Raw genomic sequence first — 23,719 nt, 5'->3', positions numbered from 1 at the left:
TCAGAAATTATTGAAACTTCAGAAAGTAATTACTATGAACATGACGCCTAAAATTGAATCCTTCGTTTTTCATTTTGGAGAAATGGGTAGCCGCTGGGGTTTTAATCGCACTGTAGGTCAAATATACGCTTTGCTAGTGCTTAGTGAAGAACCTATTAGTGCCAATGAGATTGGAGATTTACTGAGTATTTCGCGTGGGAATGTCAGTATGGGCTTAAAAGAGCTATACAGCTGGCAATTAGTCCAAACCATCCATAAACAAGGCGATAGAAAAGACTATTATCATACTAAAGGTAGTATTTGGGATATGGCAAATAAAGTCTTTGAAGAACGCCGTAAACGTGAAATGGATCCTACGCTCTCGTTGCTTAGAGATATTTTGTTAGATGAGCCTGCAAACCAACAAGAAGAATATGCGCAAGAGCGAATAAACGAAATACATGATTTACTTGAAAATATCACACACTGGACACAAAGCTTACAATCACTTTCACCTGAAAAGCTTGGCACGCTTATGAAACTAGGATCTGGTGTTGGCAAGGTATTGGAGTTCACAGACAAGCTTACCCATAAAAACAATAACTAGCTTGCTTTACGGTTTTTAAATTTGTTTTGAGGTAGTCCTAATGGATGTTCTGATCTTATCGCGCATTCAATTTGCAGCGAATATTAGTTTTCATATTTTGTTTCCAACTATCACCATCGCATTGGGTTGGTTGCTGTTTTATTTTAAAGTCAGGTATGACTTATCCAAACACCCCGTATGGATGCGAGCTTACCGCTTTTGGGTAAAGGTCTTTGCGCTAACTTTTGCCTTAGGTGTTGTTAGTGGGATCACTATGTCGTTCCAATTTGGAACAAATTGGTCTAGCTTCATGGAAACTATCGGTAATATTGCTGGACCTTTACTAGCTTATGAAATTCTCACTGCTTTTTTTAGAAGCAAGTCTGCTTGGGATAATGCTGTTTGGCTTTAATAGAGTACCTTGGCTGGGCCCATACCACAGCAACATTTTTTGTAGCATTTGGTACCACTATATCGGCATTTTGGATTCTGGTACTTAATTCTTGGATGCAAACCCCCGCTGGATTTGAGATGCGTGACGGCGTTGCTCATGCAACTGATTGGATGGCGATTATTTTTAATAGCTCTTTTCCTTACCGCTTTAGTCATACCCTAATGAGTTCGGCGTTGACTGTATGTTTTTTGGTGGCTGGGATTTCGGCTTACCGCCTTTATCGCAAAGATGACAAAAAAGCCCCAAGACTCACACTAAAAACCGCTTTATTTTGCGCAGCTGTACTCGCTCCACTGCAAGCTGTTATCGGTGACTTACACGGTTTAAATACCTTAGAAAACCAACCGGCGAAAGTAGCAGCAATGGAAGGACTTTGGGAAACCCAAAAGGGTGCACCTTTGGTATTGTTTGGCATTCCAGATGAGCAGAGTAAAGAGAATAAATATGCGATAGAAATACCCAAAATGGCTAGTTTTATTCTTACTCATGATGTGAATGGTGAGCTAAAAGGACTTAATGAATTCGAGGGCGCGCATCCGCCTGTTGCACCTGTGTTCTATAGTTTCAGGGTGATGGTTGGTATTGGTATGTTAATGATTGTTATCGCTTGGTGGTGCAGCTTTAGCCTAAAACGAAATGGCAGGCTAAGTAGCATGCAACTAAAAGTATTGATGGGCATGACATTTTCAGGGTGGATTGCCACGCTTGCTGGATGGTATGTAACAGAAATTGGCCGTCAACCATACTTAGTACATGGCGTCTTAAAGACAGCGGATGCCGTCACGACAATACCCGGAGAAAATGTTGCGCTTACCCTAGTCGCTTATTTGGCAATCTACGCTGTGTTACTTGTTGCCTATATTAAAACGTTATTTGTATTAGCACGCAAGGCAGTTGAAGTTGAAGAATATGATTTAACAATGCCTGGATTACCCGAGCGTAAAGCACCACTTGAGCAGCAAGGAGCATAGCATGACGTTTGTTAACATTGACACTCTACCTTATATATTTGCTGGATTAACTGCGCTATCTATTTTGCTTTACGCGATACTCGATGGTTATGATTTAGGCGTCGGCATTACATTACCAATGCAAAACGAAGCATGGCGAGACACATCAATTGCCTCAATTGGCCCTTTTTGGGATGCCAACGAGACGTGGTTAGTATTAGCGGTAGGTCTACTACTTGTTGCATTTCCTGCCGCACATAGCGCTATTTTAAAAGCATTATATTTACCTGCGACATTACTGTTGTTTGGATTAATTTTAAGAGGTGTTGCGTTTGACTTTAGAGCAAAAGTAAAACCTCACCAAAAGGTACGTTGGGATTGGACATTTAAAGCCGGGTCCATAATTGCATCGTTTAGCCAAGGGTTTATGCTAGGTGTATATATTATGGGATTAGAATATACGGTTAGTAGCCTTATATTTGCAGTTTTTAGCGGGCTTTGTGTGACTGCTGCATATGTGTTAATTGGTAACGCTTGGCTTGTTATGAAGACCAGTGGCAAACTCCAGTTGCACGCAATAGCAAAGTGTAAGCAAGCTGGTATTTTTAGTTTTGCTGGTATCCTTGCGGTATGTGCGATAAATCCATTAGTTAATGCAAATGCTTACGCCGTTTGGACGCAGGCCCCTCTTGCCTACTTGTATGCATTTATACCGCTTGCATGCTTCGCCATGTTTGTCTTGGGCTATCAAGTGTTAAAGCGCTTACCGCTTGAGGGTGATAACGGTGCTTGGCTGCCCTTTGCAATGACGATCATTATTTTTGCCTCTTGCTTTTTAGGTCTAGCATTAAGCTTTTATCCATATGTTGTACCAAATCAACTAACCATAAGTGAAGCGGCTAGCGCGCCAGAGTCGTTAAGTATTATATTTTATGGGGCAATTTTTGTTATTCCTATTATTGGTGGATATACCGCAATTGCTTACTATGCGTTTAGAGGAAAAGCTGAAGGTCTTCGATATTATTAACGTAAATAATTAGCTAATCGTACTCATTTCTAGATATAGTAGCTAAATAACAAGGAGATACGATGAAGCTTTTTATTACTTACCTGTTTATAGGTGCATTGTTAAGTACTAGCGTTTCTATTTTTGCTATGTCAAATGACCCATGGGCGCAAATTCGACATGCTCGTATTAACACACTGTTACCATCAGCGATGCAAACCGCAAATGCAGATGCTTGGCTTGTGGTATGTCGCGAGAACAATAATGATCCATTAGCCAAGCATGTCGGTTGTGAAAATGCGGGAAAAACCGCTGTATTTTTGTTTTTTATCAAAGATAAATCATTTTCTAGTTTGGCTTTCTCGCCTATCGGCGAAGCAACCGCCTTAGCAGATATAGGCTTACTGGATGAAGTAATTCCGGTAGGCAGAGACGAGTCTGCAATCAATCAAGCCGCGGATTTTATTCAAGCCCAAAACTTCGCTTCAATCGCGATAAATATTTCAAACACAAATGCCCAAGCCGATGGTTTAAGCCATACCCAGTATCAAACCTTAATAAAAGCATTAGGCAAAGAAACATCTGAAAAACTCATCAGCAGTGAAAACCTCATTTACGAATGGTTAGCGATTAAATTGCCAGAAGAAGTAGAAATAATGCGCCAAGCAGCAGCCTTAACGGCTAAATGGCAACTTGAAGCCTATGCTCAAGTTATTCCGGGCAAAACTACAGACAAAGACCTTGCTCAATTTTTAAAAAATAAAATGCTTGAAGCTGGTGTAACAGATGCATGGGCACCTGATCAAAATCCTAACGTGGTGTCGGGCACTGACCGGGGTCATAGTCACGCAACTGATAAAGTGATTATGCCTAGGAGATGTCATACAGACTGACTTTGGAATAAGAGTGCACGATAAATGGGTCACCGATATTCAACGCTTTGCTTATGTTTTGAAGCTAGGTGAAACCGAAGTGCCACAGGACATTCAATATTATTGGGAAAGTGCAAAACAGGGCCGCCAGGCTGCATTTCTAGCAATGAAGCCTTGGTGCCACAGGACAGCAAGTGGATGCCGCTCAACGAGCCGTAATGAGTGCGACAAATTCTCGTCCGGTGATGTGGTCGACCGGCCATCCAGTTGGCTATGTCGCACACGACACAGGGCCGGCTTTAAGTGATGGAGCAAAAAAAGTTGCGCGAGCAAGTGCCTTGCGCCCTCTTAAGGCGGGAATGACTTTTGCCTTTGACGGTTTTCATAGCTGGTTGCTTGCCGATGGCAGCCCTAAAACCATTTCAGTTGAAGAGATGGTAGTCATTACCGACACCGGCGCAGAATACTTGATCCCACCACAAGAAGACTTAGTGTTAATTCAAGCACAATAAAAGCTTAGTGAACCAGCCTACAAATTGTTGATTTTTTGCTTCAGTTCGTACGCTGGTTCAGTCACTATCTTTTCAAGTACTTGGACCCGTGTTGTCAAGCTTTCAATTTGTTGCACAAGGTCTGTCTCGACATTTTGCTTACCTACTTTATCAGTGGCTTGTGATGGTTTAGGCGCAGAAAAAGGGCTGTCGCTTTCGCCATTTATCCATGACAATATGTTTAACCCATATTTACTATCAGCATACATCATTGCGAACCATAGGGCAGTGAAGGCGCTAATCATAAGAATCACTTTGTAATCGACCATTGCTTATCCTCTAATTGACTTAAATTTGACTACTTTCATTCATTACAGTCTTGATGTAGTCAGTTTTATTACAAAATTTTCAAAAATTGTGTAATAAACCTAAGAAGCGATAGACTATGTATGCGTCCAACAATAAAAAAGATAGTGATGCATGACCAGCCAAGCACCCTCTTTTGAGAGTATTATCGATGAATATGCCAACTTATTATTAAGGGTGGCTAGCACCTATGAAGCAAATCAAAGTATTCAGCAAGAGCTGTTTCAAGAGATTTGTATTGCGGTGTGGCAATCATTGCAAAAATACAAAGGTGATGCCAGCGTCAAAACGTACATATTAAAGGTAGCGCATAATAAGGGTGTTACCCATGTCACTAAAGAAGCTAATCGCTTTAAAAGCCATCAGCAAGAAGACGCTGCTACATTAGCTGATACCAAATCAAGTGACATGCTACAAAACCTCGACAAACAAATCGCCCAGTCGCGACAACTCGACAAATTACTAAATGCTATTCGTGCTTTGAAAATGCCCGCCCGGCAAGTAATTTCTCTTTCATTAGAAGGCTTAAGTTATGAAGAGATTGCCGAGATTTGTGGCCTAACAAGTACCAATGTTGGCGTTATGATAAAACGAATAAAAGCGCAATTAAGGAGTGCACTTGATGAGTAAAATTGAAACCAATGATGCGCTTGAGGATATTTGGCAAACACAACAAGCACCCGAAGTAGATACGCAAACCTTGATTAAACAAGCGAAATCTCAGCAACATAAACAACGCGTTTATATGGCGCTTGATATACTTAGTCTATCACCGTGTGCGTTGATTTTTTTCATTGATAAAACCTTCTCATTTGCGATGTATGTGTTTTTCGCATGTGTGTTTATTTCTGGAGCGGCAATGGTAGCTTATTTTGTTAAGCTTCGGTGGTACGCTGCATTTGGTAATATCACAGATACAAAGGACTTTGTGAATACCCTTATTAAGCAATATCAAAACAATGCAATGATTGCCAAAATAAACAAACACGCAGGTTGGCTGTCTGTGGTTATATCTATTTCACTTGCCATATATTTGTCAATCACCAACGAGCAAGAGACTGCAGATGCATTACGCAAAATTGGTATCGTAAGCGCAGTCATGATCACCTTGGGCATTCCTTGGTGCTTATGGGCGCACAAACGGCAAAAACGCTTTGAAGCGAAAATTGAAAAACTTAAATCTGTATTTGAGTAGGGTATAGGCTGTTATGATTATTGTTATAAATGCCTATGGCAAAGCGCTTAGCTATAACTCAAATTTTTTGCCAAGATCTCAACTTGGTGATAACGTAATGCTTAACCTTAAATTTTTCGGGACTTACACAGCGTATTCGTCAGGGAATTTATACATTTTTTAAGTAAGGAAACACGATGACAAGACTCAAACTAGCGCTAATTATTGGCGGTGGCTTTCTCATATTTTTGGGCTATCAAGAATTTATTCTGGGTTCAGTTGCAAAGGTAGAACCAACGACTGTTAATTTATATGACTTAGAGACCCAAGATAGTTTAGATAATGCACATATTATCATTAGTGAACACGATGCCATTTATGGTGGATTAGTTTACAGTTATGAACAAAAAAGAGGTGAGTCAGGAGAGCCAAGCGGCAGCAGTAAAGTAACAGATGCCTATTACCCTATCCTATCTACACAACATGAATTTATCCTTGCAATCGATGCTATCTGGTCTGAATATCCGGATGGACCACCTGAAGGTGTCGAGTTTCCAGAATTGACCAATATAAAAGCAATCGTCAAAACTGATCGTTTTAAAACCATAAGCGCATTTCCAGAACCCGCGATTCAGCGCGAAGAATCAGTTCAAGGTATCGTAATCAACGAAATAGAATCACTTGGTACTGAGGAACAAAACTTATTATTACAAAGTTTTCCTGGTGCTGATTTGGACCAAGTCCTTTTAATAGAAGAGGGCCGCACGCCTACTAGTAGCGCAAATGCATTTGGAATGATGGGTGGCGGTGCACTGTTGTCTATCGCAGGTCTTTATTGGCTTGTGACTGGTTCAAAGAAAAAGCGCCAAGCCAAGAATAATTCACAGTCACCACCGGCTGCATAAGTAAATATCACGCCGTATTAATTTTATTTAGGTAAGAGCTACGCTATTTATTGTGTGACTCTTATCAAAAAAATTCAATTTGATGTAATAAAATATTCCTTATAAAGACTATAGGATTAAATGAACACTTTAATGCTTACTTTATTTAAGGAATAACAATGGAAACAGTAAACGAGTTTTTGGCCATTTTGGGCGCTTTGAACTGGATACAAATATCATTAATTGTTGGGCTTGTACTAATAGTTTGGTTTTTACCTGCGATGATAGCTGCGGTATTAAATCCTGCTCATGCCAAATATATTTTGATAGCTTGTGTACCTGCAGGATTCTCTATCATTGCATGGTCGGGGTTAATAATTTGGGCATGTACAGGCAAAGTTTTTGATAAATACAAAGGCAAGGTAAAAGAAAAGGACCCCGCACTTGTCACTGATAATGTAGATTAATACTGTACAAAAGTGGCCTGCTTTACCTAAGCAAGGTAAAGCAGGCCATTGTCACTATTTCATAATCTGATCTTCTTGCTGTAATTGTTGTTTCTGTAAATAATACATCGCGTGTAAACCAAAATATTTTGGCAAGGTAGCGCTTAGCGTTATAGACGAAACAGACCCCACTATCACACCAACAAATAACGCGACCGAAAACCCCTTAAGTGGCGCTCCCGCCAATAAAAAAAGCGCACTAACAGTCATCAATGTAGTCCCAGATGTAATCAAAGTCCTTGTAAACGTAGAGCGGACTGCAAGGTCAATCACAGCATCTAATGTTAAGTTATGTTTATGGGATAGTAGCTCTCTTATTCGATCACCAATGACAATTGAGTCGTTAAGCGAATAACCAATAATAGCTAAAATTGCCGCCATAGTTGCCAAGTCAAACTTTATGCCCAACAAAGCAAATACCCCTAAAACAATAAATACATCATGAATTAGCGCACACAATGCACCAAGGGCGAGTCGCCATTCGAATCTCATTGATAAGTACAAGAGCACTGCAAAAGCGGCAACTAATAAGGCCAAACCTCCTTGCTGTATAAGCGAATCACCTACTTGACTGCCAATGTAAATTGTATCTAACAAGTCAATTTCCGTAGATAAACTATTAGACAGCTGTTCCATTTTTATAGCATCTATTTGAAACAGGGCATTATCTGGTAGTCGTAAAGTCCATCTTTGTTGTTGCTCCCCGCTATTAATTCGTGCATCTGTCATCCCTAAATCTAGCAAGGCGGTTTGCATATTTTCTTGGCTAATTGGGATGCTTGTTTCAAACTCAGTTAAATATCCACCGGTAAATTCTATGCCTAAATTAAGTTCTTTGGATGTTAAACATATAACAGACATAAGAATAAGCATGCCAGCGAGAATACTTCCATAAGTGCGTATCTGGGTGAGTTTGCTCATTTTGCAACTCCTTGACGGCTTAGGAAATTCTTATCGACCATAAACTGACTCACTAAACGAGTCACAATTAATCCTGAAAATAGGCTGGTAATTAAACCCAAGCAAAGTGTCATCGCAAACCCTTTTACTGGGCCATTACCGATTCCAAATAAGATTAATGCGCATATCATAGTAGTTACGTTTGCATCCATAATAGTAGTAAATGCTTTGTCGTAACTGGACCTAATCACATGGGCGACTTGCCGGTTTTTATGCAGCTCTTCTTTTATTCGCTCAAACACAAGAACATTCGTATCTACCGCCATTCCTACCGTTAAAACTAAACCAGCAATTCCAAGTAAAGTGAGAACCATCCCGGGCAATAGCGCCATTAGGCCTAATAAACAAATAAGATTAGTAATCAAGCTAATATTAGCCGCCAAGCCGAGTTTCCGATACCACACAACCATAAACAACATAGTAGCGCTAAAGCCCAAAATCAGTGCGGCAAAACCGTTTTCTACGTTTTCTTGGCCAAGACTAGGACTGATGGTACGTTGTTCAACGATACTCAAGGGTGCTTTTAAGGACCCTGCTTTTATGAGTGTCGCAAGCCTTTGTGCAGCCTGAGGGCTTTCCATATTCGTGATGCTGAAGCGATTTCCAAGTTGCGTTAATATTGTCGCAGTGTTAATGACACGGCTATCTTTGGTAACGACTCCTTGATGATCTTTTTTATATTCAGAAAATACCGTCACCATCATGTCGCCGACATGCGACTTTGAAAAATGTAACATCCTTTTTCCACCGACATCATCTAGACTCAGATTCACTAATGGCATGCCCATTTCGTCAAAACCAGAGGATGCATGACTAATATTATTACCAGAGAAAACTGCAGGACTTTTTAAGCGAATTAGACGTCTATTCTCATCTAATATACTTATGTGAGGTTCTCCTTTTTTGGCTAATGCATAAACCGATAAAGTCGCGGTTGTACCAATGATATCAGTGGCCTCTTGAGGATCTTTAATACCTGTGTAGTTCAATCCGTATATGCTCTTTGCCTTGCTTTTGTATTGATGCTTCAGTAATTCCTAATGATTCAATACGTTTTCGCATGATGGAAACTGACTGAGTCATCAATTCTTGCCTGTAATACTCAATATCTTGTGATCGCCACTCTAATTTATGCCGATTGTGATTCTTTGAGTCTTCCGACCATGCTAATTTAGGGAATTGCTTAGATGAATATGCTTTGATTTTTGCCCAAGCATCAGATGTATCAGCGTGATTAGATAAAAACATGCTGATGTTACTATTTCGATCGACATTGATACGTAAACCATAGATGCTTGAGTCATAGGCATATTGAGTAATTTCGTCAGCCATACTCTGTGTCATTTCGTGACGTGCAGTATCCGTTTCAACATGCAATACAAATAATACTCCTCCATATAAATCTAAACCCAGCTTTATGGGCTCCAAGCCCAATTTCGAGAGCCAAGCTGGGCCTGCATTGATTTCATTACGCTTTACTGTGTAAGCCTCACCAAGTTGTTTTGATAAATACTCTGTAAATTGTTCTATATTAGTTGCTTCGTCATCTACCAATACTGAAAACTCTTGGCTTGTTTGCTCAATTGAATTAATGATGACGTTTTGTCGTTCAGCAAGTGTTTTCAGCTGATCCAAGGTATCTATTTTATCTTCGGTAGGGACGGTTATTTGAATGACTTCTTGCTTACCCCAAATGGTAGGCAACGCGCTTGTTGCTAATACAGCAATGATCAAGATGACAATAAACAATTGCCAAGTATTTCTGGAATTTTCCATTTTAAAATCTCTTTTATTACGCACCGCCAATCAACAAAACAAGTGATAAAGATCACTGAATTGCTCGCGGCATGGTTAACAATATTGGTTAAATATGAGTAAACGAAAAGATTATGGTTGTTGAATATCTCGTTGCTTGAAAAGAAGATTACTGTCTTTCCAAGCGCTGATTCGACCGTTGTTTGCGGACGTCGATAACAAAATATACCAAGGACGAAGTTCACCCTTGTCTATTAAGTTTTTGTAGAGGTTGGCAGACCAGTTTTCAGGTAGAAATTCCGTGATCAAAACGTAATCTAACTGTTGCTGCTTTGCGTGCAGAAATGCACTAGCGATGCTTCTACTTGGTATTGGACTGATGCTATCAACACTACTATCGTCGATTTCTACATCAATCATCATTGCTGTATCTGGTGCTAAGTCATTATTAGTAACAAATACAGCATGCTCAGCGCTCAGCAATAGCAGAAAACACAAAATAATTGAAAAATAACGCATCACTATCCTAAGCAATACTGAGCCTAAATTAGTAATGGGACTTAACGTTCATAAATCAAGTGTATAACTGATGGTGTTTAGCTAAAGATGCTTTTTGTAAAGGGTGATATCAGCAAAAAATTAACTGCCAATCAATATACAAACGGAATGAGTAAAGAAGAGCTTTTGCGCCAAGTTTTATGCTCTTGTGCAAAGAGCACACTTAAGTATTTATCCTCGATAGCGGCTTGTTTAAAAAGGCTATAACACGCAATGATATATACCACTATGCTGATTATACTCACGTGCAAACACATTAGCCCTGCGTAAATTATAAAGTCTGAAAAGTACATAGGATGACGCACCCATTTATACATACCTTTATTTGATAAGAGCAATTGTGGCCTACCAATTATCCTATTTTGTGTTTTTAACAAAACAAAATGGTAAATGAACAAAACACCACCTACTACCGTCATTGCTTGCCCTATCCACAGCGGCAACACAACTATCTTGTTTGGATAATCAAACAAAATACCAACTATAAAAAGGCAAATTAATAACAGGCCGCACAGTACTTTTGTATTCCACCAAAAAATATCATGGGCCTTGTGTTGCATATCATGCTTTATCAAACTATTACCTTTGTTTTTAAGGCGTCAATGTGAACTAGGACTAAATACGTCCAGCGCGCATTTTCCTATTAGGGCTTTGTTGCAATAAGATATACGTGCTTTTCAGGATATTGATCTAACTCCATATGTAGCAACCTTAACCCTTCATCCAGTATGATCTGTAGATTTTGTTTGATGCCAATTGAACTATAGTAGAAAGTGTCGTCTCGCCAAGTATCTGTAGTTTCGCCTTCGGCATCTCCAAAGGTATACAAAAGTACACCTTTTGGTTTTAGCAGCGCACACATTTTTTGAATGACTGGAGCCTGCATATTTAAGGGCAAATGAAAAATACTATCCTAAGGCAAAAATAAAATCATAGGTATCATCACTTTCATACGTGCAAATATCTTGTGCAAAAAATGCTTGCTTGGGGTGTTCTAATTTTGCAATGTCTATCATGTTCTTTGACACATCAATGCCAGTAACCCGATAATTAGCTTCTTCCAATACACGAATAAAACGACCACCTGCACCACAGCCTATATCTAGTGCACAGCCACTTGAAGGCGCAAATTGAAGCGCTTTTTTAAACTGTTCAAGCCCATATGAAGATTGTCTTTGACGCTGATGCCACCATTGGGCAATTTTGTCATATTTACTGCCTAAAACTTCTGGATTCATGGTTTCCTCGAACGTCGACTTTGTTTAATAAAAAGTGGCTTGGCGACAAGTTTTAGGATTTAAACTTGACGGGTCTTTAACAAAATCTGCCATTAAATCTGATGCACACCATACGTTAAATAAAATACCATGTGCTTGCTCTGGCCAAGCAATTAGATGCTGAGTGTTGTTTTTATTAGGCAACTCATTAAAAAATGCTTCTGACCAACTAAGCGGCGTGGCAATATCAAAGCCACCCGCTAATATCATCAATGGTGTGCTGAGCATGTTTAAATCTGATTTTTTTATTTCATAGTCTGCGCGAGGTATGTTCAGTTTTTGGCAAATATTCTTTGTAGAGCGAATATAATATGCCAATCCTTCATCATCTGGACGAAATTGTTGAGCGTTTGCAAACGCTTTGTCGTAGTCAGCGAAACCATATTCTTCATAGCATGAATAACTGATGTAGGCACCTTCAGCAAAATTTGCAAATATCATAAAATCAAGATAATTCACGATCAAACGCTTGAGCCTTACATAATCCTGTTTAGCAGAAGCAGTATAAAGAGCCAGCGGAATTTGCTTAATTAATTTGGCATCATATGAAGCGATTTGAATCATGATATCGAGTGTTTCTGGCGTTACTTTCACCGTGCTTTTTACTTCATTTATATCAATGTCAAAATGCTTTACCTCAATACTCAACGGCTTCTTTGTTAGTTGCTCAGTAAAGTTTTGATAGTGACCCCATGGATCGCCATCAATCATAGAATGACAAGAGCGTTGATTTGTGCACCATTCGAACGACTGCTTGATCCCGCGAGAAACAATTTGTGCATAGTTACTCATGCTATCAACTTCAAATGGATACAATGCATCTAAAATAAGACTTTTAGTTGCTCCTGGATAACGCTTAGCATATTGCAATGCGACACGTGTAGAGTGTGATGCTCCATAAACATGCCAAGATTCGACTCCCAAAAGTAGCCTAAATTGCTCAACATCTTTTACTGCGTTGTCTATATGAAATGCGTCTAAAGGAACTCCTTTTTTCTTAAAGGCTTCCCCACACGCTTCAAGAGTACTTTGATAATCGCTGTGATCTCTACCATTAATAAAGTCTTCATAAGCTTGTTTTGTATAAGCTTCACAGATAAGGGCTGGTTGCGTACCATTTACTCCGCGCATCTCGATAAAAATCAACTCTCTGCCTTGGTCCAAGCTTGCTTTAACAAAGCCTTTTACAAATACCGAAGCGTTCAAATATTCTTTATCCGATAAACCTATGCTTGCACCGGGACCGCCTCCACCTACTATGATAATTGGTTCACCAGTGATTTTTTTGGAGAGAACTTCATAAATGGCAGATGCACTTTCTGATTAAACAGCGTCGATGGTAAAGACTGGTCGTGTTGATCATACGAAAGAGGCAGTATTACTGTCCCGCATTGGGAATCATGCTTTTTGTAAGGCTCAAAAAAGCCACATTCTTCAACCAGCAAATCTGTTTTTACACTGGTTTTTGCAACACATGTACTTGCAAAAAGGACTAAGGTTAAGCACATTATAATCTGGCTTACGTTCCATCTAAGCATATTTGTTTCCCTACATTTGTTAACGTGTCTTTTTATAAAACCACCATTTAGGTGAGTACATATTCATAATTTTATCCATATATTCAACGTCTTTTAGTCGGCTATCGATACTATCAAGTCTTAAGTCAGTTTTACTTGTGTATCTTTCGAATTCACGATCTTGTGCGTGATCAAGCCCGCCGCTTGCAATAAAGTTTCGGATTTGAACAAGCTCATCTTTATCAAGCCAAACGCCACAATGTATGCATAAATCAATCATTACGCCTGATATACGCTTAAATTGCTTCTTAACCATTAAATCTGAACAAGACGCACAGGGTAAATATTGCTCATTAGTTGGCATTGCAGGTCTATTATAATCAGGGTCTGCGTCTGGGTCTTTATACACATCAAATTCTGTCGTCAACGTTCTAAAAATTTTTGGCTCTACCCACATACCCTCGCATGTTGGACAGGTATCGATATCATGATGATTGAAGTGATTGATTTTCAGCGCTACTTGGCATCTAGGACAGGTCCGAGGACCTTCTTCCATGACTAATTTCATCGCCGCGTTGCATAAAGGACAATAACGTGAAATACCTTTCATTTCATGGTTACATGATGTGCATTTTGAGATTTCCACGATTAATATGACTTTAAAATTTTATACTTATTAGGAGCTTAACGATTATACCTTTACATATCAAAATTAAATCTATCTTTGTTTACCGCTAAGCACTACTCAAACCAGCAATATATAAGTAAACTGAGTCTAGGCGTTTAAATTTTGAACGAGTGTAAATTGCATATGCAAAATAAATTAAACTGTGCACTACTAGCTGCACTATTTGTGGTATTGACTGCTTGCGGCTCAGGCGGCGACGATGAAACTCCTGACCCACAACCTCAGCCACAACCAACACCAGATGTGTTGCACTCGCTTGACGCAACACCTGTTACTGATGCGACTGAAAATCAAGAGTACAGCTTTCAAATTACGGTAACTAATCCAGATGGCGACCCTTTGAGTTTTAGTATTGAGAACGGGCCTAGTTGGTTGCGGGTTAACAATGCGGGTTTAGTGAGTGGCTTGCCTTTTACAGACGCCGATACAGGCTTGTTTGAAAATATCGTCATATCCGCAACCGACAACAAGTCAAATACGGTTTCGCTACCTGCTTTTGACTTAACTGTAGAAGCTATAAATGATCTACCTAGGTTAACGTTATCGCAAGACTTTTTTGGTGCTGATGCAAACACTCTGTTGAGTATTGAATTTACGGCAACTGACGAAGAAAGTGACACTGTGGAGGTGTCAGTTAGCGGCTTAGAATCACTTTTAGACTTCACCGTGCTAAGTAATCGTATCGAAGCAAATGTCCCGGACATTAACGAAGCGGTACTAACACCTATCACGCTAACCCTTACAGCAGACGGTCAAAGTATATCTGAAGAGGTCGATGTCCGTCTGTATCCAATCAATGCATCTGGTTTAGGCAGAACACTTAAAGGCAAAAAAGAGGAGCCTGGCGTGCATCTTGTTATCTTGGGCGACGCCTATCCAAACTTTGAACTCCAGCGATATTTAGCAGACGCAAATGAGTTTATTGATGTGTTGTCCTCAGATGAATATATTGATCAACACCTAGATGTGTGGAATGTTCATGTAGTAGAGACATTTTCGGCACAAGCAGGCGCAGACGATGACTTTGGTGTCGACACATCTTCAACATTTTTTGGGTCTGGTTATAATTGTAATGGTATACAACGCTTAATATGTGCCGATCTTAGCAAAGTAAATCAAGTGGTTGATGAGCAATATCCTTATGCAAATGAAATTATTCTAATCGTCAATGACAATCGATTTGGCGGTAGCGGTGGTAGCATTTCAATTTATAATAGGACATCACCTGAAATTGCTTTGCATGAAATGGGGCACTCCTTTGCTGCATTAGCGGATGAGTATGTTGATGACCAACTTGCGGAAAATGCGCGCAATAATTATGTAGCGGGACAATTTGCTAATGTCACCAATATTACTAATGCCGAACAAGTAGAATGGGCACACTGGATTACTGACAAAGACAATGTGCCTCGTGCTGAAGGCGAAGCTGGGGTTGGTATTTTTGAAGGTTCAAATTATAACGCTAGTGGTTTTTATCGGCCATTGAGTGATTCAAGGATGCGAAGCAATAATGCACAGTTTGGCGAAGTAAATGCTGAACAATGGTTGCTTTCACTATATGCTGTGACAGGAGCGGTACAAAGTATTACCCCCAACAGTGTCAATGTTTCTGCTCAAGCTGATCAAGCAACAAACTTCGCTGTTGAACTTACCTTTGATACTCAACGTCAAAGCATACAATGGCGGCTTGATTCACAAATTATGCCTCAATTTGATAGTCAAAATAATATTGATATTTCTCTACCAAGCGGCAACTACACGTTAGAAGTTAGCGTATCCGATATCACTGGCGCAATAAGAAAGCCTATCGAACAATTACCTTCAAATTATATATACACATGGCAAATTAGCGTTAACTAATAGGAGCTAAGATGAAAGTAATACGACTATTTACCCTTTACTTAAGTTTGAGCTTAGCTTCTTCTATAGCTAATGCCACTAATATTGTCACCATCGAGTTTGAAGGGGATGTTCATCGAATTGTGAATGTCATAAGCGTACCAAACATGAATGTACACAGCACGCATACACCTCAAACAAATCATAATACTGCGCAGAATCCACACGTAAGCTATAAGCAAAACGGTGATTTATATGTTATACCCGTAGATGATCCTCGAGTAGTGTGGGCACCAATCGATACCGCAAACGGTATCGTTGTTGCTGGCCATCAACAGGTTGTTTTAAACAAAGGAAGCTATCGTGTCAGGTTGCCATTATCGCTTAATGAGCTCGATTCACTCGCTATTTCACTACCGACGGTTCGACTATCTAAACCAAATCAGCAAACGTCTGATGCCACAAAACAAACAAATAGCATGCAGACTTTTACCATTATCAACGAGCGTTAAATAATCTTACTAGGATCTAGTTTATATTGCTCTGCGACTACCGGTTTGACAATTTTCAAGCCGTTACGCTGCTTCGCTAAATCAATAATTTTGGCAGGAATATAATGACCACCGGCCAAACTATAAAACACTTTTATCTCTGGTAGGGTCTGACTATCAGTGTTTGCTTTAGTGACAATGGCGATTCGCTTATTTGATAGCAACACTAAACTACCTACTGGATATATACCAATATGCCGAATGAACTTAATAACCAACTTTTGATCATAACCAAAATCCGGGTTACTAAGTATTTTTAAGGCTGCCGCCGGCGAATTAGCGATTTTGTGAGGGCGCGATGTCGTTAGAGCATCATAGGTATCTACAATGGCAAGGATACGACTAAATTTATGAATTTTCGCGCCCTCATATTGATTAGGGTAACCTGAGCCATCTAAACGCTCATGATGTTGTTCTACAGCCATCATAAGCTCACTATCAAGCTCTAGTGGCGCTAAGATATCTAATGAATGATTAACATGCTCTTTGATAAGAATTTGCTCTGCATGCGTTAAGCTACCTGCTTTATTGAGTATTTTTTCGGGTATTTTTGTCATCCCAACATCAAATACCAAGCCCAGTAATGCCAACCTTTCGCAGTCAAGCTCAGATAGGCCAAGCTGTTGTGCAAAGTAGCACATCAAAATAGATACATGCGCAGCATGGTTAGCTAAGTACCCTTGTGAGTTCATCACCATCGATAAACACAGCAAAGCATTTGGATTTCTTGCTAAACTATCATACACATCTTTTACAAACACTCTGGCTTCTTGTACATCAAGATTGAGATCTTGTTTAAGTGAGCGTGAAAAGCTTTTTTGTATCAAATGACTTCGTTTTATAAGTTTTGTTGCCTCCTCTAGTTCAATACTCAAACTAGTTGCTTGGCGCATCTTTTGCTTTTCTTTGTGTTGATTTAGATGCTGTTTTTGCCTAGCTAGCTTTTGTAGTGTATCCGATTGAGGTTTATTTTCTGGACTATTTGCCTGTTCCACAAACACTGAAACAACGCCATTTTCACTTAATTTTTTGACGATACCCAAATGCGTCACTTTGCCTTTGGTTTTAACCGTTAATGAACCCGTTTGCTCAGCAATATCATGCACAATCATGCCTTAGCTTTAAATCATCGACGGGAATACAACTTAAATTATTTGAAGACATATTAAAAACTCTCGTTAACGTCCCTATGATATCGGCTCAAAGCGAATTAACTAGATACAATTACATAAAAAAGCCCAGCATATGCTGGGCTTTTTCCATCACAATATGCTTAGTGAATATGAGATAACAAACGTTTATCAGTCACTAATTGACGAACACCGTGTGCTTTAGCTTCGTCAAATTCATTACTTTCACACCATTTTGCTAGACTGTTTATGTCTAACTTTGCGCACTGAGGGCGTACAGACCAGCTAACTTGTAAAGGTGAACAAGTCGCTTGAGTAAAGCTAGGTCCAGTCGTTGATCCTAAAAACTCAACAGGAGCGCCTGTTGTGTCTGGGATCATTTTAGCTTGATGGTATCCATTAACTTCATTGCCATCGTAGCCCATATCATTGAAGTCCATCGCGTTAGCGTCGTTAACTAGTGTAAACACCTGAGTTTCAACACGTAAATCTGGGTTTGCGCATTTGTCAGATAAGCATGAACCTAAGCCTGTAGCCTGGCGCGACATCACAAGATGTATGTACCCAATGCATTTCAATTGTGTCGCCAGGCTTCAAACCACCGCAAACATCGCCAGAAGGTGCTTTTAACTCAGCTTTGGTAAGGGTTTCACCAATACCACATTTATAACCACCAAAATCACCACTACCGGCGAAAATAGAAAAGTCTTTTGCTTTGTGTTCAGCATTTTTATGGAAATGAATATTACACAAATTCATTTGTTCTGCAGGTGGTGCTTTAGAAAAAATGACAGAGTTAGTACCACCTAAAGAATCAATATCCCGTGGTGTCTGAGGACCATAACCTTCGCATACTTCTTGTGCTGCTAAACCAAAACTCGCAACGGCTAATAAACCGGTAGTTAGAATTTTCTTCATATTTATTCCTTACAAATAAAAATTACGTTAATGTGTGTGCAAGATATAATTACGAGAAGTATTATCAATGGATTGTCGCTTGATAGATCACTTTGTAATAAAAAAACATAATTTACTCTGAAATTGCATATCAGTCTAATGAATTACTTTTTGACTCTTCATTTCTTTTATTGAATTGCCTATAGAAAACAACAGCATACAAATAAGAAATGTTATAATATAACCCTTATTATCAACTTTTAATTGATCAATCCTTATTTTTAGCAGTTTTTTACGATGTATGATTTAGTGCTATTTGCATCACTTTTAGCACTAAGTGGGGTTGGCTCTTACCATTTCACAAAACAATAAAACGGGAATATATATGCTGATACGAACATTAGGAATATTAATTTGTATAAGCTTAATTACTTATAAAGTAGGTGCGAAGCAAACGGCTAATGATGTTTTAGCTTTAAATGCGCATGAACAAGCACAATTAATACAAACAAAGCAATTGTCTTCGGCAACACTCGTACAAGCTTACTTAGCACGTATCGAGAAGATGGATAAGAATGGACCGCAAATCCAAGCCATTATCGCGCTTAACCCTAATGCACTTGAGCGAGCCAAAGAACTCGATTTAATGGCTGATGCAGGCACATTTTTAGGGCCACTTCATGGCTTACCTATTTTAGTCAAAGATAATATTGAGACCAGTGAGCTTCCAACTACTGCAGGCTCTTTTGCCCTAGCCAACAATAATACTAATCGTGATGCTCCTCTAATTGCTCGGCTAAAGGCGCAAGGAGCCATCATTTTAGGTAAAACCAACTTGTCAGAATGGGCTAACTTTAGAGATAACGACTCAATCAGTGGATATAGCGCAATAGGTGGGCAAACACGGAACCCCCATAGCTTAGATAGAACGCCATGCGGTTCATCGTCCGGATCTGGTGCTGCCATAGCGTCACGATTTGCATCACTTGCCATCGGCACGGAAACCAACGGGTCGATTATCTGCCCTGCCGCGATGAATGGTATTGTTGGCGTAAAACCGACCGTTGGTCTAGTTTCGCGGACACATATAGTGCCCATTTCGGTGACACAAGATACAGCCGGCCCCATGACTCATTCAGTCAAAGATGCAGCTATTATGTTAAGTATTATGGCAGGCACTGATGAGTTTGATAAAGCGACTCAAATGGCCGACGACAAAAAAGCTGACTATGCGAGCCTCCTTGGCCAAGATATTTCTGGTTTACGAGTGGGTGTTCTACGATCTACCCAATCTCGACACACAGATATACAAGCTAGCCTTAATAATGCATTAAATATCCTTAAAGATCTGGGCGTGGAAGTGGTTGAAATAGACGCTTTTGAACTTCCAGATGGTTTCTGGGATGACAGCCTTTCTTTGCTTTTGACAGAGTTTAAGATTGAGCTTAATCATTATTTAGCCAACAGTGCAAAGGCTGTTCAAGTAAGAACACTTGAACAACTTATCGCATTTAATTTGAAAGACCCTCGTCAACTCGTTTTGTTTGGACAGTCGCTGTTTGAACAATCACAAGTAACAACAGGATATGACAAAGACTATAACAAGATTCGTCAGCGCTTATCTAAAGCAACGCGTGATGATGGTATTGATAAGTTATTAAAACAGTACAACGTAGATGCTTTAGTTGCACCATCTCAAACACCCGCATTCTTAATTGATGCAGTTTATGGTGATAGCTTTGCAGGTGGATTTGCAGGTGCAGGATATTTAGCTGCCATTGCAGGCTATCCTCATGTTAGCGTACCAATGGGCACCATGAAGGGTTTACCGATTAATGTGAGTTTTATGGGAACTGCCTTTAGCGATGGCGTGTTGTTAAATCTTGCATATCAATATGAACAAGCCTCAAACAAGAAAATCAACCTAGGCTATTCGCAAAGTGCGTTCGAGCATCCCGCGCTGTCTGAAGCATTACAAAGAAATTAAGGTAATATTGGATGTAATAGCAATAAAAAAACCAGCCACGCTTTTTAACTAGGCTGGTTTTCATTAACGAATAACTATTATTGCTTTTTCAGCCAAGCAGAACACCAACCTTTCGCTGCTACCACTTTTCCTGTGAATATCGCACACGGGCGCCATTGTGCACCATCTTCTCCTTGGATATACATACAATTTTCACAATAATTCCCCTCAACCGGAGATTCATGAACGTACTTAAGCGCAACTGCAGTAGGATCATCTTCAGCGAGTTTCTCTTGTGCATTTGCTCGCAAAGCCACGCCACCAAGCGTTAAACCGATTAAACCTGTACCCGATAATTTCAAAAAGTCACGACGGTTTACTGATTTCATATTGTTTCCTTTTTATAATGCAAATGATAATAATTCTTTTTAACTAAACGCTAGAAACGACAAAGGCCTGCGAATTGGGCAGGCCTTTGGCAAAGAAAAACGTTGTGCTACTTATACTGTGCGCAATAAATTATGGTTTGTAAAGGATCTCTTCAAAGAAAATTGATTTGTGTTAAGAAAACTGAACACTAATTTTCCTCGTCTGACTCATCACCGCTGTCGGTAGGTATTTTTAATACCAGCCACATAATAAGTGCAACGCCTAAAATGGCGATGCCACATACGATTAGTAGTTGATCAAGATTCGGTATCATCTTTGTCGTTCCATATTGATGTTATTGCTAGCTCAGGTTTCGCATAACTAAAACGGTCAACACGTTTGGTACTGTGATAACTGTCCAAACATGAGACCACTGCACTGTTTGCCATTTCTATGTCGATATACCCATCCTCCAATATTAAACTCTGGCTTAATTCAACTTCAACTATTTTTCCTATCACAAGTTCAGTTTGATTGAGTTCGATAACACTGTTATGAGCAAGCTCTAGGGCTATTTTTAGCTTTGATTCAGTAACAAAAGGAGCATTTACCATGGACGACAAGCGAGGCGTTAATCCAACTGCGTCAAATTCGCTCTCATTAGCTTGATAGCGTGCTGAACATTGATGCGCTTTTTCTAGCATATCCACGTGCACATGATTAATAGTATATGCACCAGTGCGTTTAATATTTTCTAAAGTATCACGCACAACCGTATGAGGTCGCATAATCATGCCCAAAAGGGGGGATTTGCTCCCACATGAAATACCGATGATATCATTGCAAGGTTATTCACACCTTCGACACTAGTCGTGCCGACTAAATTAGCACTTTTAAATCCCGACAAGCTATTGATAAAGTTTGCGCGATATCGCTGTGGTAATTGCGCTATCGACTGTTCACTAAACACTTTAGTTGGCATCAGTTTTATCCATTTTTTTACTCATCATCTGTCTGGGCGATGATTTCGAGGGTAAATCCATTATCAATAATTGTGATTTCAATGGGTGAACAGCATATCTGACAATCTACAATTTGTTGTTGCCCTAAGTCATTTTCTTCATCAATTTCAATATCGTTGATAGTCATACAATACGGACATTCAAAACGCTCCGCTCGAGACAAACTCATTTAAGCTACTCCGAGTTTATTAGTCTTAAAGTGTATACTGTGGATAAGCTACATTGGATTGACATTAAAGATAAAGCCGCTTAAATCGCGTAAAGAAAAACACTCGCGGCTTGTAAATGATGTTTAGTATCGATAATTTGGACAGCTATTTCTTACTTTATGGTTTTGTGACATATCAAATTCAACACAGGGTATACAGCGGTCTACATATTCTCTCCAACCACCATTTGCATCTTCGGATTCAGTCGACAAGCAATAACCCTTGCCACCATTAACTCCCCAAGTCATCCAATCACTGGGATTGAATTCGGCAGTGCTATGGTACCTTATGCGATCAAGCCAAAACGCATCTTGTCCCTCGTTGCGAATTTGAACAAACGCGACTTTTTTTGCTCTGACCAATTCAAACTCTCTCACTATTTTTGTAAGATCTCCTTGATGGCTACTGTTTTCACACATGTTATCTGTAATTGGTGCGAAATAACGTTGCCTGCGTGTTTGATACGACCCCATACTATTACTTGAGTCAATTACGACTCTATCTTCGTCTAAAAAGACAATTTCAATGTTATTGTTGGTACCAGCATTGGTAAAATCACTGTCTCTATAACAATCTATTTCAAATAACTGGCTGGGTACACTGTTTTCTTTTTCAGTGTCTTCGTATTGGCAACTTGTATTAGACTTTCCAGTTTGCAAATCAAAAGTATAGCAAGGTGTGCATTGGTCAACGTATTCTCGCCAGTTTCCATTGGCATCATTTGAATCTGTGGATAAACAGTAGCCTTTACCATTGTTGACGCCAAAACTTTGCCCTTGGGTGTCATCTTCGCCCAATGTTAACAATAAGCGGTCTAACCAAAACGCATCATCTCCATCGGTCTGTATTTGTACGTATCTAACTGCTGTGTTTCTATTTAAAACACGAACCTTTTGAGCAATGCTGACTGCGCCAAGAGGATCTACAATATCGACTGCACGTTGTCGACAGGCACTATTATCAATATATAAATCATAAGAAGCTGGGCCACTTGTATCGCCTATCTTTACAAGCTTTTTATTCGCATCAAGCAGCCTAAGTGTCAATTTATTCGCCGTGCCAGCATTCTGTAATGAATGTGAACGGTAACAGTCTATCTGTATATAAAATGGGTGATTATTGTTTTGGATGATATTGGCCAGTGAATCACTGCTAAACAAACCGACTATTATTATTATGAGCAATTGAATAAGTTTTTGTGATAGTTGCATAGTGCGTCCCTGTTTTTTGTTGTAATACGTAATATGGCATAAGTAGTACAATATTTAATCGATTACATAAATTCAAGCTTAATCTAATGCCTAAACCCATGCGTATAGTCTACTTATGACTACTCACACAGCAAAATACCCAAAGCGTGCCCGACGCGGCCAGTGCCCATTATGCTCGCGCACGACCGATTTGACCTTTCATCATTTGATTCCAAAAAAGATGCATCGGCGTAAGTTCTTTAAGAAAAATTTCAGTAAAAGCGATTTAGCACAAGGTATCGATATTTGCCGACAGTGCCATGTTTTCATTCATAAAACATATGACGAGATGACACTGGCAAAGAAGGTAAATACGCTTGCTAGCATAAAAATCGACCCGGTTTTAGCCACACATTTCATTTGGTTAAGTAAACAACGAGTACAATAATGAACTTAAATTGCCTTAGCGAAAAAAGCGCTAGTAAGACCTTTCGATATACTGTACATTTAACCAGTTAACGTA

Annotated in this window: 30 protein-coding genes and 2 pseudogenes; 13 read left to right on the top strand and 19 right to left on the bottom strand. The window is 39.6% G+C overall.

The window, feature by feature from the left end; genetic code table 11:
- Positions 1 to 34: 34 nt before the first annotated feature.
- The 5 genes and pseudogenes from ACZ1G6_RS17215 to ACZ1G6_RS17195 all read left to right on the top strand — a co-directional run bounded on the left by ACZ1G6_RS17215 (position 35) and on the right by ACZ1G6_RS17195 (position 4,359).
- Positions 35 to 586: a GbsR/MarR family transcriptional regulator gene (locus tag ACZ1G6_RS17215; RefSeq protein ID WP_472617418.1), complete on the top strand. Its 552-nt coding sequence runs from the start codon at positions 35 to 37 to the stop codon at positions 584 to 586.
- A 40-nt stretch (positions 587 to 626) separates the two neighbouring features.
- Positions 627 to 1,990 (top strand): annotated as a pseudogene (locus ACZ1G6_RS17210) (cytochrome ubiquinol oxidase subunit I).
- A 1-nt stretch (position 1,991) separates the two neighbouring features.
- Complete coding sequence (gene cydB, locus ACZ1G6_RS17205; protein ID WP_472617417.1) at positions 1,992 to 2,996, top strand: cytochrome d ubiquinol oxidase subunit II; 1,005 nt, start codon at positions 1,992 to 1,994, stop codon at positions 2,994 to 2,996.
- A 62-nt stretch (positions 2,997 to 3,058) separates the two neighbouring features.
- On the top strand, positions 3,059 to 3,868 hold the full coding sequence (locus ACZ1G6_RS17200) for a hypothetical protein (protein WP_472617416.1): 810 nt from the start codon (positions 3,059 to 3,061) through the stop codon (positions 3,866 to 3,868).
- 173 nt (positions 3,869 to 4,041) lie between these two features.
- Complete coding sequence (locus tag ACZ1G6_RS17195) at positions 4,042 to 4,359, top strand: hypothetical protein (protein WP_472617415.1); 318 nt, start codon at positions 4,042 to 4,044, stop codon at positions 4,357 to 4,359.
- A 17-nt stretch (positions 4,360 to 4,376) separates the two neighbouring features.
- Here the strand turns inward: ACZ1G6_RS17195 and ACZ1G6_RS17190 are convergent, their stop codons facing one another.
- Positions 4,377 to 4,667, bottom strand: a complete 291-nt coding sequence (locus ACZ1G6_RS17190) for a hypothetical protein (RefSeq protein ID WP_472617414.1) — start codon at positions 4,665 to 4,667, stop codon at positions 4,377 to 4,379.
- Positions 4,668 to 4,818: 151 nt separating this feature from the next.
- Between ACZ1G6_RS17190 and ACZ1G6_RS17185 the strand changes: the two genes are divergently transcribed.
- The 4 genes from ACZ1G6_RS17185 (at position 4,819) to ACZ1G6_RS17170 (ending at position 7,229) form a co-directional block, all read left to right on the top strand.
- A complete protein-coding gene (locus ACZ1G6_RS17185) occupies positions 4,819 to 5,334 on the top strand; it encodes an RNA polymerase sigma factor (protein ID WP_472617413.1) in 516 nt (171 codons plus the stop codon).
- A complete protein-coding gene (locus tag ACZ1G6_RS17180; RefSeq protein ID WP_472617412.1) occupies positions 5,327 to 5,899 on the top strand; it encodes a hypothetical protein in 573 nt (190 codons plus the stop codon). The genes ACZ1G6_RS17185 and ACZ1G6_RS17180 overlap by 8 nt, the downstream gene beginning before the upstream one ends.
- A 176-nt stretch (positions 5,900 to 6,075) precedes the next feature.
- Positions 6,076 to 6,783 (top strand): hypothetical protein, encoded by a 708-nt coding sequence (locus ACZ1G6_RS17175; protein WP_472617411.1) that lies wholly within the window; start codon positions 6,076 to 6,078, stop codon positions 6,781 to 6,783.
- 158 nt (positions 6,784 to 6,941) lie between these two features.
- Positions 6,942 to 7,229 carry a superinfection immunity protein gene (locus tag ACZ1G6_RS17170; protein ID WP_472617410.1) on the top strand — a complete coding sequence of 96 codons (288 nt, stop codon included), beginning with the start codon at positions 6,942 to 6,944 and terminating at the stop codon, positions 7,227 to 7,229.
- Positions 7,230 to 7,283: 54 nt separating this feature from the next.
- Here ACZ1G6_RS17170 and secF read toward each other — a convergent pair whose 3' ends face one another.
- The 10 genes from secF to ACZ1G6_RS17120 all read right to left on the bottom strand — a co-directional run bounded on the left by secF (position 7,284) and on the right by ACZ1G6_RS17120 (position 13,945).
- Complete coding sequence (gene secF, locus ACZ1G6_RS17165) at positions 7,284 to 8,189, bottom strand: protein translocase subunit SecF (RefSeq protein ID WP_472617409.1); 906 nt, start codon at positions 8,187 to 8,189, stop codon at positions 7,284 to 7,286.
- A complete protein-coding gene (gene secD, locus ACZ1G6_RS17160; protein ID WP_472617408.1) occupies positions 8,186 to 9,217 on the bottom strand; it encodes a protein translocase subunit SecD in 1,032 nt (343 codons plus the stop codon). Before secD (ACZ1G6_RS17160) ends, secF begins: the two co-directional genes overlap by 4 nt.
- Positions 9,198 to 10,004 (bottom strand): preprotein translocase subunit SecD family protein, encoded by an 807-nt coding sequence (secD, locus tag ACZ1G6_RS17155; RefSeq protein WP_472617407.1) that lies wholly within the window; start codon positions 10,002 to 10,004, stop codon positions 9,198 to 9,200. Before secD (ACZ1G6_RS17155) ends, secD (ACZ1G6_RS17160) begins: the two co-directional genes overlap by 20 nt.
- Positions 10,005 to 10,115: 111 nt before the next feature.
- Complete coding sequence (locus tag ACZ1G6_RS17150) at positions 10,116 to 10,502, bottom strand: hypothetical protein (RefSeq protein ID WP_472617406.1); 387 nt, start codon at positions 10,500 to 10,502, stop codon at positions 10,116 to 10,118.
- 131 nt (positions 10,503 to 10,633) lie between these two features.
- Positions 10,634 to 11,116, bottom strand: coding sequence for a methyltransferase family protein (locus tag ACZ1G6_RS17145; protein ID WP_472617405.1), 483 nt, complete (start codon positions 11,114 to 11,116; stop codon positions 10,634 to 10,636).
- A 68-nt stretch (positions 11,117 to 11,184) separates the two neighbouring features.
- Entirely contained in the window at positions 11,185 to 11,439 is a 255-nt protein-coding gene (locus ACZ1G6_RS17140; RefSeq protein WP_472617404.1) for a hypothetical protein, read from the bottom strand.
- Positions 11,440 to 11,449: 10 nt separating this feature from the next.
- The gene (locus tag ACZ1G6_RS17135) at positions 11,450 to 11,779 is read right to left on the bottom strand and encodes a class I SAM-dependent methyltransferase (protein ID WP_472617403.1); all 330 of its coding nucleotides are present in this window, start codon (positions 11,777 to 11,779) and stop codon (positions 11,450 to 11,452) included.
- Between the two features lie 24 nt (positions 11,780 to 11,803).
- Complete coding sequence (locus tag ACZ1G6_RS17130; protein ID WP_472619007.1) at positions 11,804 to 13,078, bottom strand: alpha/beta fold hydrolase; 1,275 nt, start codon at positions 13,076 to 13,078, stop codon at positions 11,804 to 11,806.
- On the bottom strand, positions 13,075 to 13,356 hold the full coding sequence (locus ACZ1G6_RS17125; protein ID WP_472617402.1) for a hypothetical protein: 282 nt from the start codon (positions 13,354 to 13,356) through the stop codon (positions 13,075 to 13,077). The genes ACZ1G6_RS17130 and ACZ1G6_RS17125 overlap by 4 nt, the downstream gene beginning before the upstream one ends.
- A gap of 19 nt (positions 13,357 to 13,375) precedes the next feature.
- Positions 13,376 to 13,945 carry a zf-TFIIB domain-containing protein gene (locus tag ACZ1G6_RS17120; protein WP_472617401.1) on the bottom strand — a complete coding sequence of 190 codons (570 nt, stop codon included), beginning with the start codon at positions 13,943 to 13,945 and terminating at the stop codon, positions 13,376 to 13,378.
- A gap of 201 nt (positions 13,946 to 14,146) precedes the next feature.
- On the opposite strand from ACZ1G6_RS17120, the gene ACZ1G6_RS17115 reads away from it, so the two are divergent.
- Both ACZ1G6_RS17115 and ACZ1G6_RS17110 read left to right on the top strand, forming a co-directional pair.
- Complete coding sequence (locus ACZ1G6_RS17115; protein ID WP_472617400.1) at positions 14,147 to 15,883, top strand: M64 family metallopeptidase; 1,737 nt, start codon at positions 14,147 to 14,149, stop codon at positions 15,881 to 15,883.
- 11 nt (positions 15,884 to 15,894) lie between these two features.
- Complete coding sequence (locus ACZ1G6_RS17110; RefSeq protein WP_472617399.1) at positions 15,895 to 16,374, top strand: hypothetical protein; 480 nt, start codon at positions 15,895 to 15,897, stop codon at positions 16,372 to 16,374.
- On the opposite strand, the gene ACZ1G6_RS17105 is transcribed toward ACZ1G6_RS17110, so the two are convergent.
- The 3 genes from ACZ1G6_RS17105 to ACZ1G6_RS17095 all read right to left on the bottom strand — a co-directional run bounded on the left by ACZ1G6_RS17105 (position 16,371) and on the right by ACZ1G6_RS17095 (position 18,461).
- The gene (locus ACZ1G6_RS17105) at positions 16,371 to 17,519 is read right to left on the bottom strand and encodes an HD-GYP domain-containing protein (protein WP_472617398.1); all 1,149 of its coding nucleotides are present in this window, start codon (positions 17,517 to 17,519) and stop codon (positions 16,371 to 16,373) included. The genes ACZ1G6_RS17110 and ACZ1G6_RS17105 overlap by 4 nt on opposite strands.
- Positions 17,520 to 17,686: 167 nt before the next feature.
- Positions 17,687 to 18,091: a delta-class carbonic anhydrase gene (locus tag ACZ1G6_RS17100; RefSeq protein WP_472617397.1), complete on the bottom strand. Its 405-nt coding sequence runs from the start codon at positions 18,089 to 18,091 to the stop codon at positions 17,687 to 17,689.
- Positions 18,051 to 18,461: a delta-class carbonic anhydrase gene (locus tag ACZ1G6_RS17095; RefSeq protein WP_472617396.1), complete on the bottom strand. Its 411-nt coding sequence runs from the start codon at positions 18,459 to 18,461 to the stop codon at positions 18,051 to 18,053. The genes ACZ1G6_RS17100 and ACZ1G6_RS17095 overlap by 41 nt, the downstream gene beginning before the upstream one ends.
- Before the next feature lie 364 nt (positions 18,462 to 18,825).
- On the opposite strand from ACZ1G6_RS17095, the gene ACZ1G6_RS17090 reads away from it, so the two are divergent.
- Complete coding sequence (locus ACZ1G6_RS17090) at positions 18,826 to 20,427, top strand: amidase (protein ID WP_472617395.1); 1,602 nt, start codon at positions 18,826 to 18,828, stop codon at positions 20,425 to 20,427.
- 77 nt (positions 20,428 to 20,504) lie between these two features.
- Here the strand turns inward: ACZ1G6_RS17090 and ACZ1G6_RS17085 are convergent, their stop codons facing one another.
- The 5 genes and pseudogenes from ACZ1G6_RS17085 to ACZ1G6_RS17065 form a co-directional block, all read right to left on the bottom strand.
- On the bottom strand, positions 20,505 to 20,795 hold the full coding sequence (locus tag ACZ1G6_RS17085; RefSeq protein WP_472617394.1) for a high-potential iron-sulfur protein: 291 nt from the start codon (positions 20,793 to 20,795) through the stop codon (positions 20,505 to 20,507).
- 188 nt (positions 20,796 to 20,983) lie between these two features.
- Positions 20,984 to 21,109 carry a hypothetical protein gene (locus tag ACZ1G6_RS17080; RefSeq protein WP_472617393.1) on the bottom strand — a complete coding sequence of 42 codons (126 nt, stop codon included), beginning with the start codon at positions 21,107 to 21,109 and terminating at the stop codon, positions 20,984 to 20,986.
- Positions 21,093 to 21,757 (bottom strand): annotated as a pseudogene (locus ACZ1G6_RS17075) (flavin reductase family protein). Before ACZ1G6_RS17075 ends, ACZ1G6_RS17080 begins: the two are co-directional and overlap by 17 nt.
- A gap of 17 nt (positions 21,758 to 21,774) precedes the next feature.
- Positions 21,775 to 21,966: a zinc ribbon domain-containing protein gene (locus ACZ1G6_RS17070; protein WP_472617392.1), complete on the bottom strand. Its 192-nt coding sequence runs from the start codon at positions 21,964 to 21,966 to the stop codon at positions 21,775 to 21,777.
- Positions 21,967 to 22,089: 123 nt separating this feature from the next.
- Positions 22,090 to 23,217 (bottom strand): hypothetical protein, encoded by a 1,128-nt coding sequence (locus ACZ1G6_RS17065; protein ID WP_472617391.1) that lies wholly within the window; start codon positions 23,215 to 23,217, stop codon positions 22,090 to 22,092.
- A 115-nt stretch (positions 23,218 to 23,332) separates the two neighbouring features.
- On the opposite strand from ACZ1G6_RS17065, the gene ACZ1G6_RS17060 reads away from it, so the two are divergent.
- Positions 23,333 to 23,644: a hypothetical protein gene (locus tag ACZ1G6_RS17060; RefSeq protein WP_472617390.1), complete on the top strand. Its 312-nt coding sequence runs from the start codon at positions 23,333 to 23,335 to the stop codon at positions 23,642 to 23,644.
- Positions 23,645 to 23,719: the final 75 nt, after the last annotated feature.

It is taken from the genome of Glaciecola sp. HA4-3, assembly GCF_055693685.1.
Note: the sequence above shows the minus strand (reverse complement) of the source record. Positions and strands in the feature narration are given on the sequence as shown.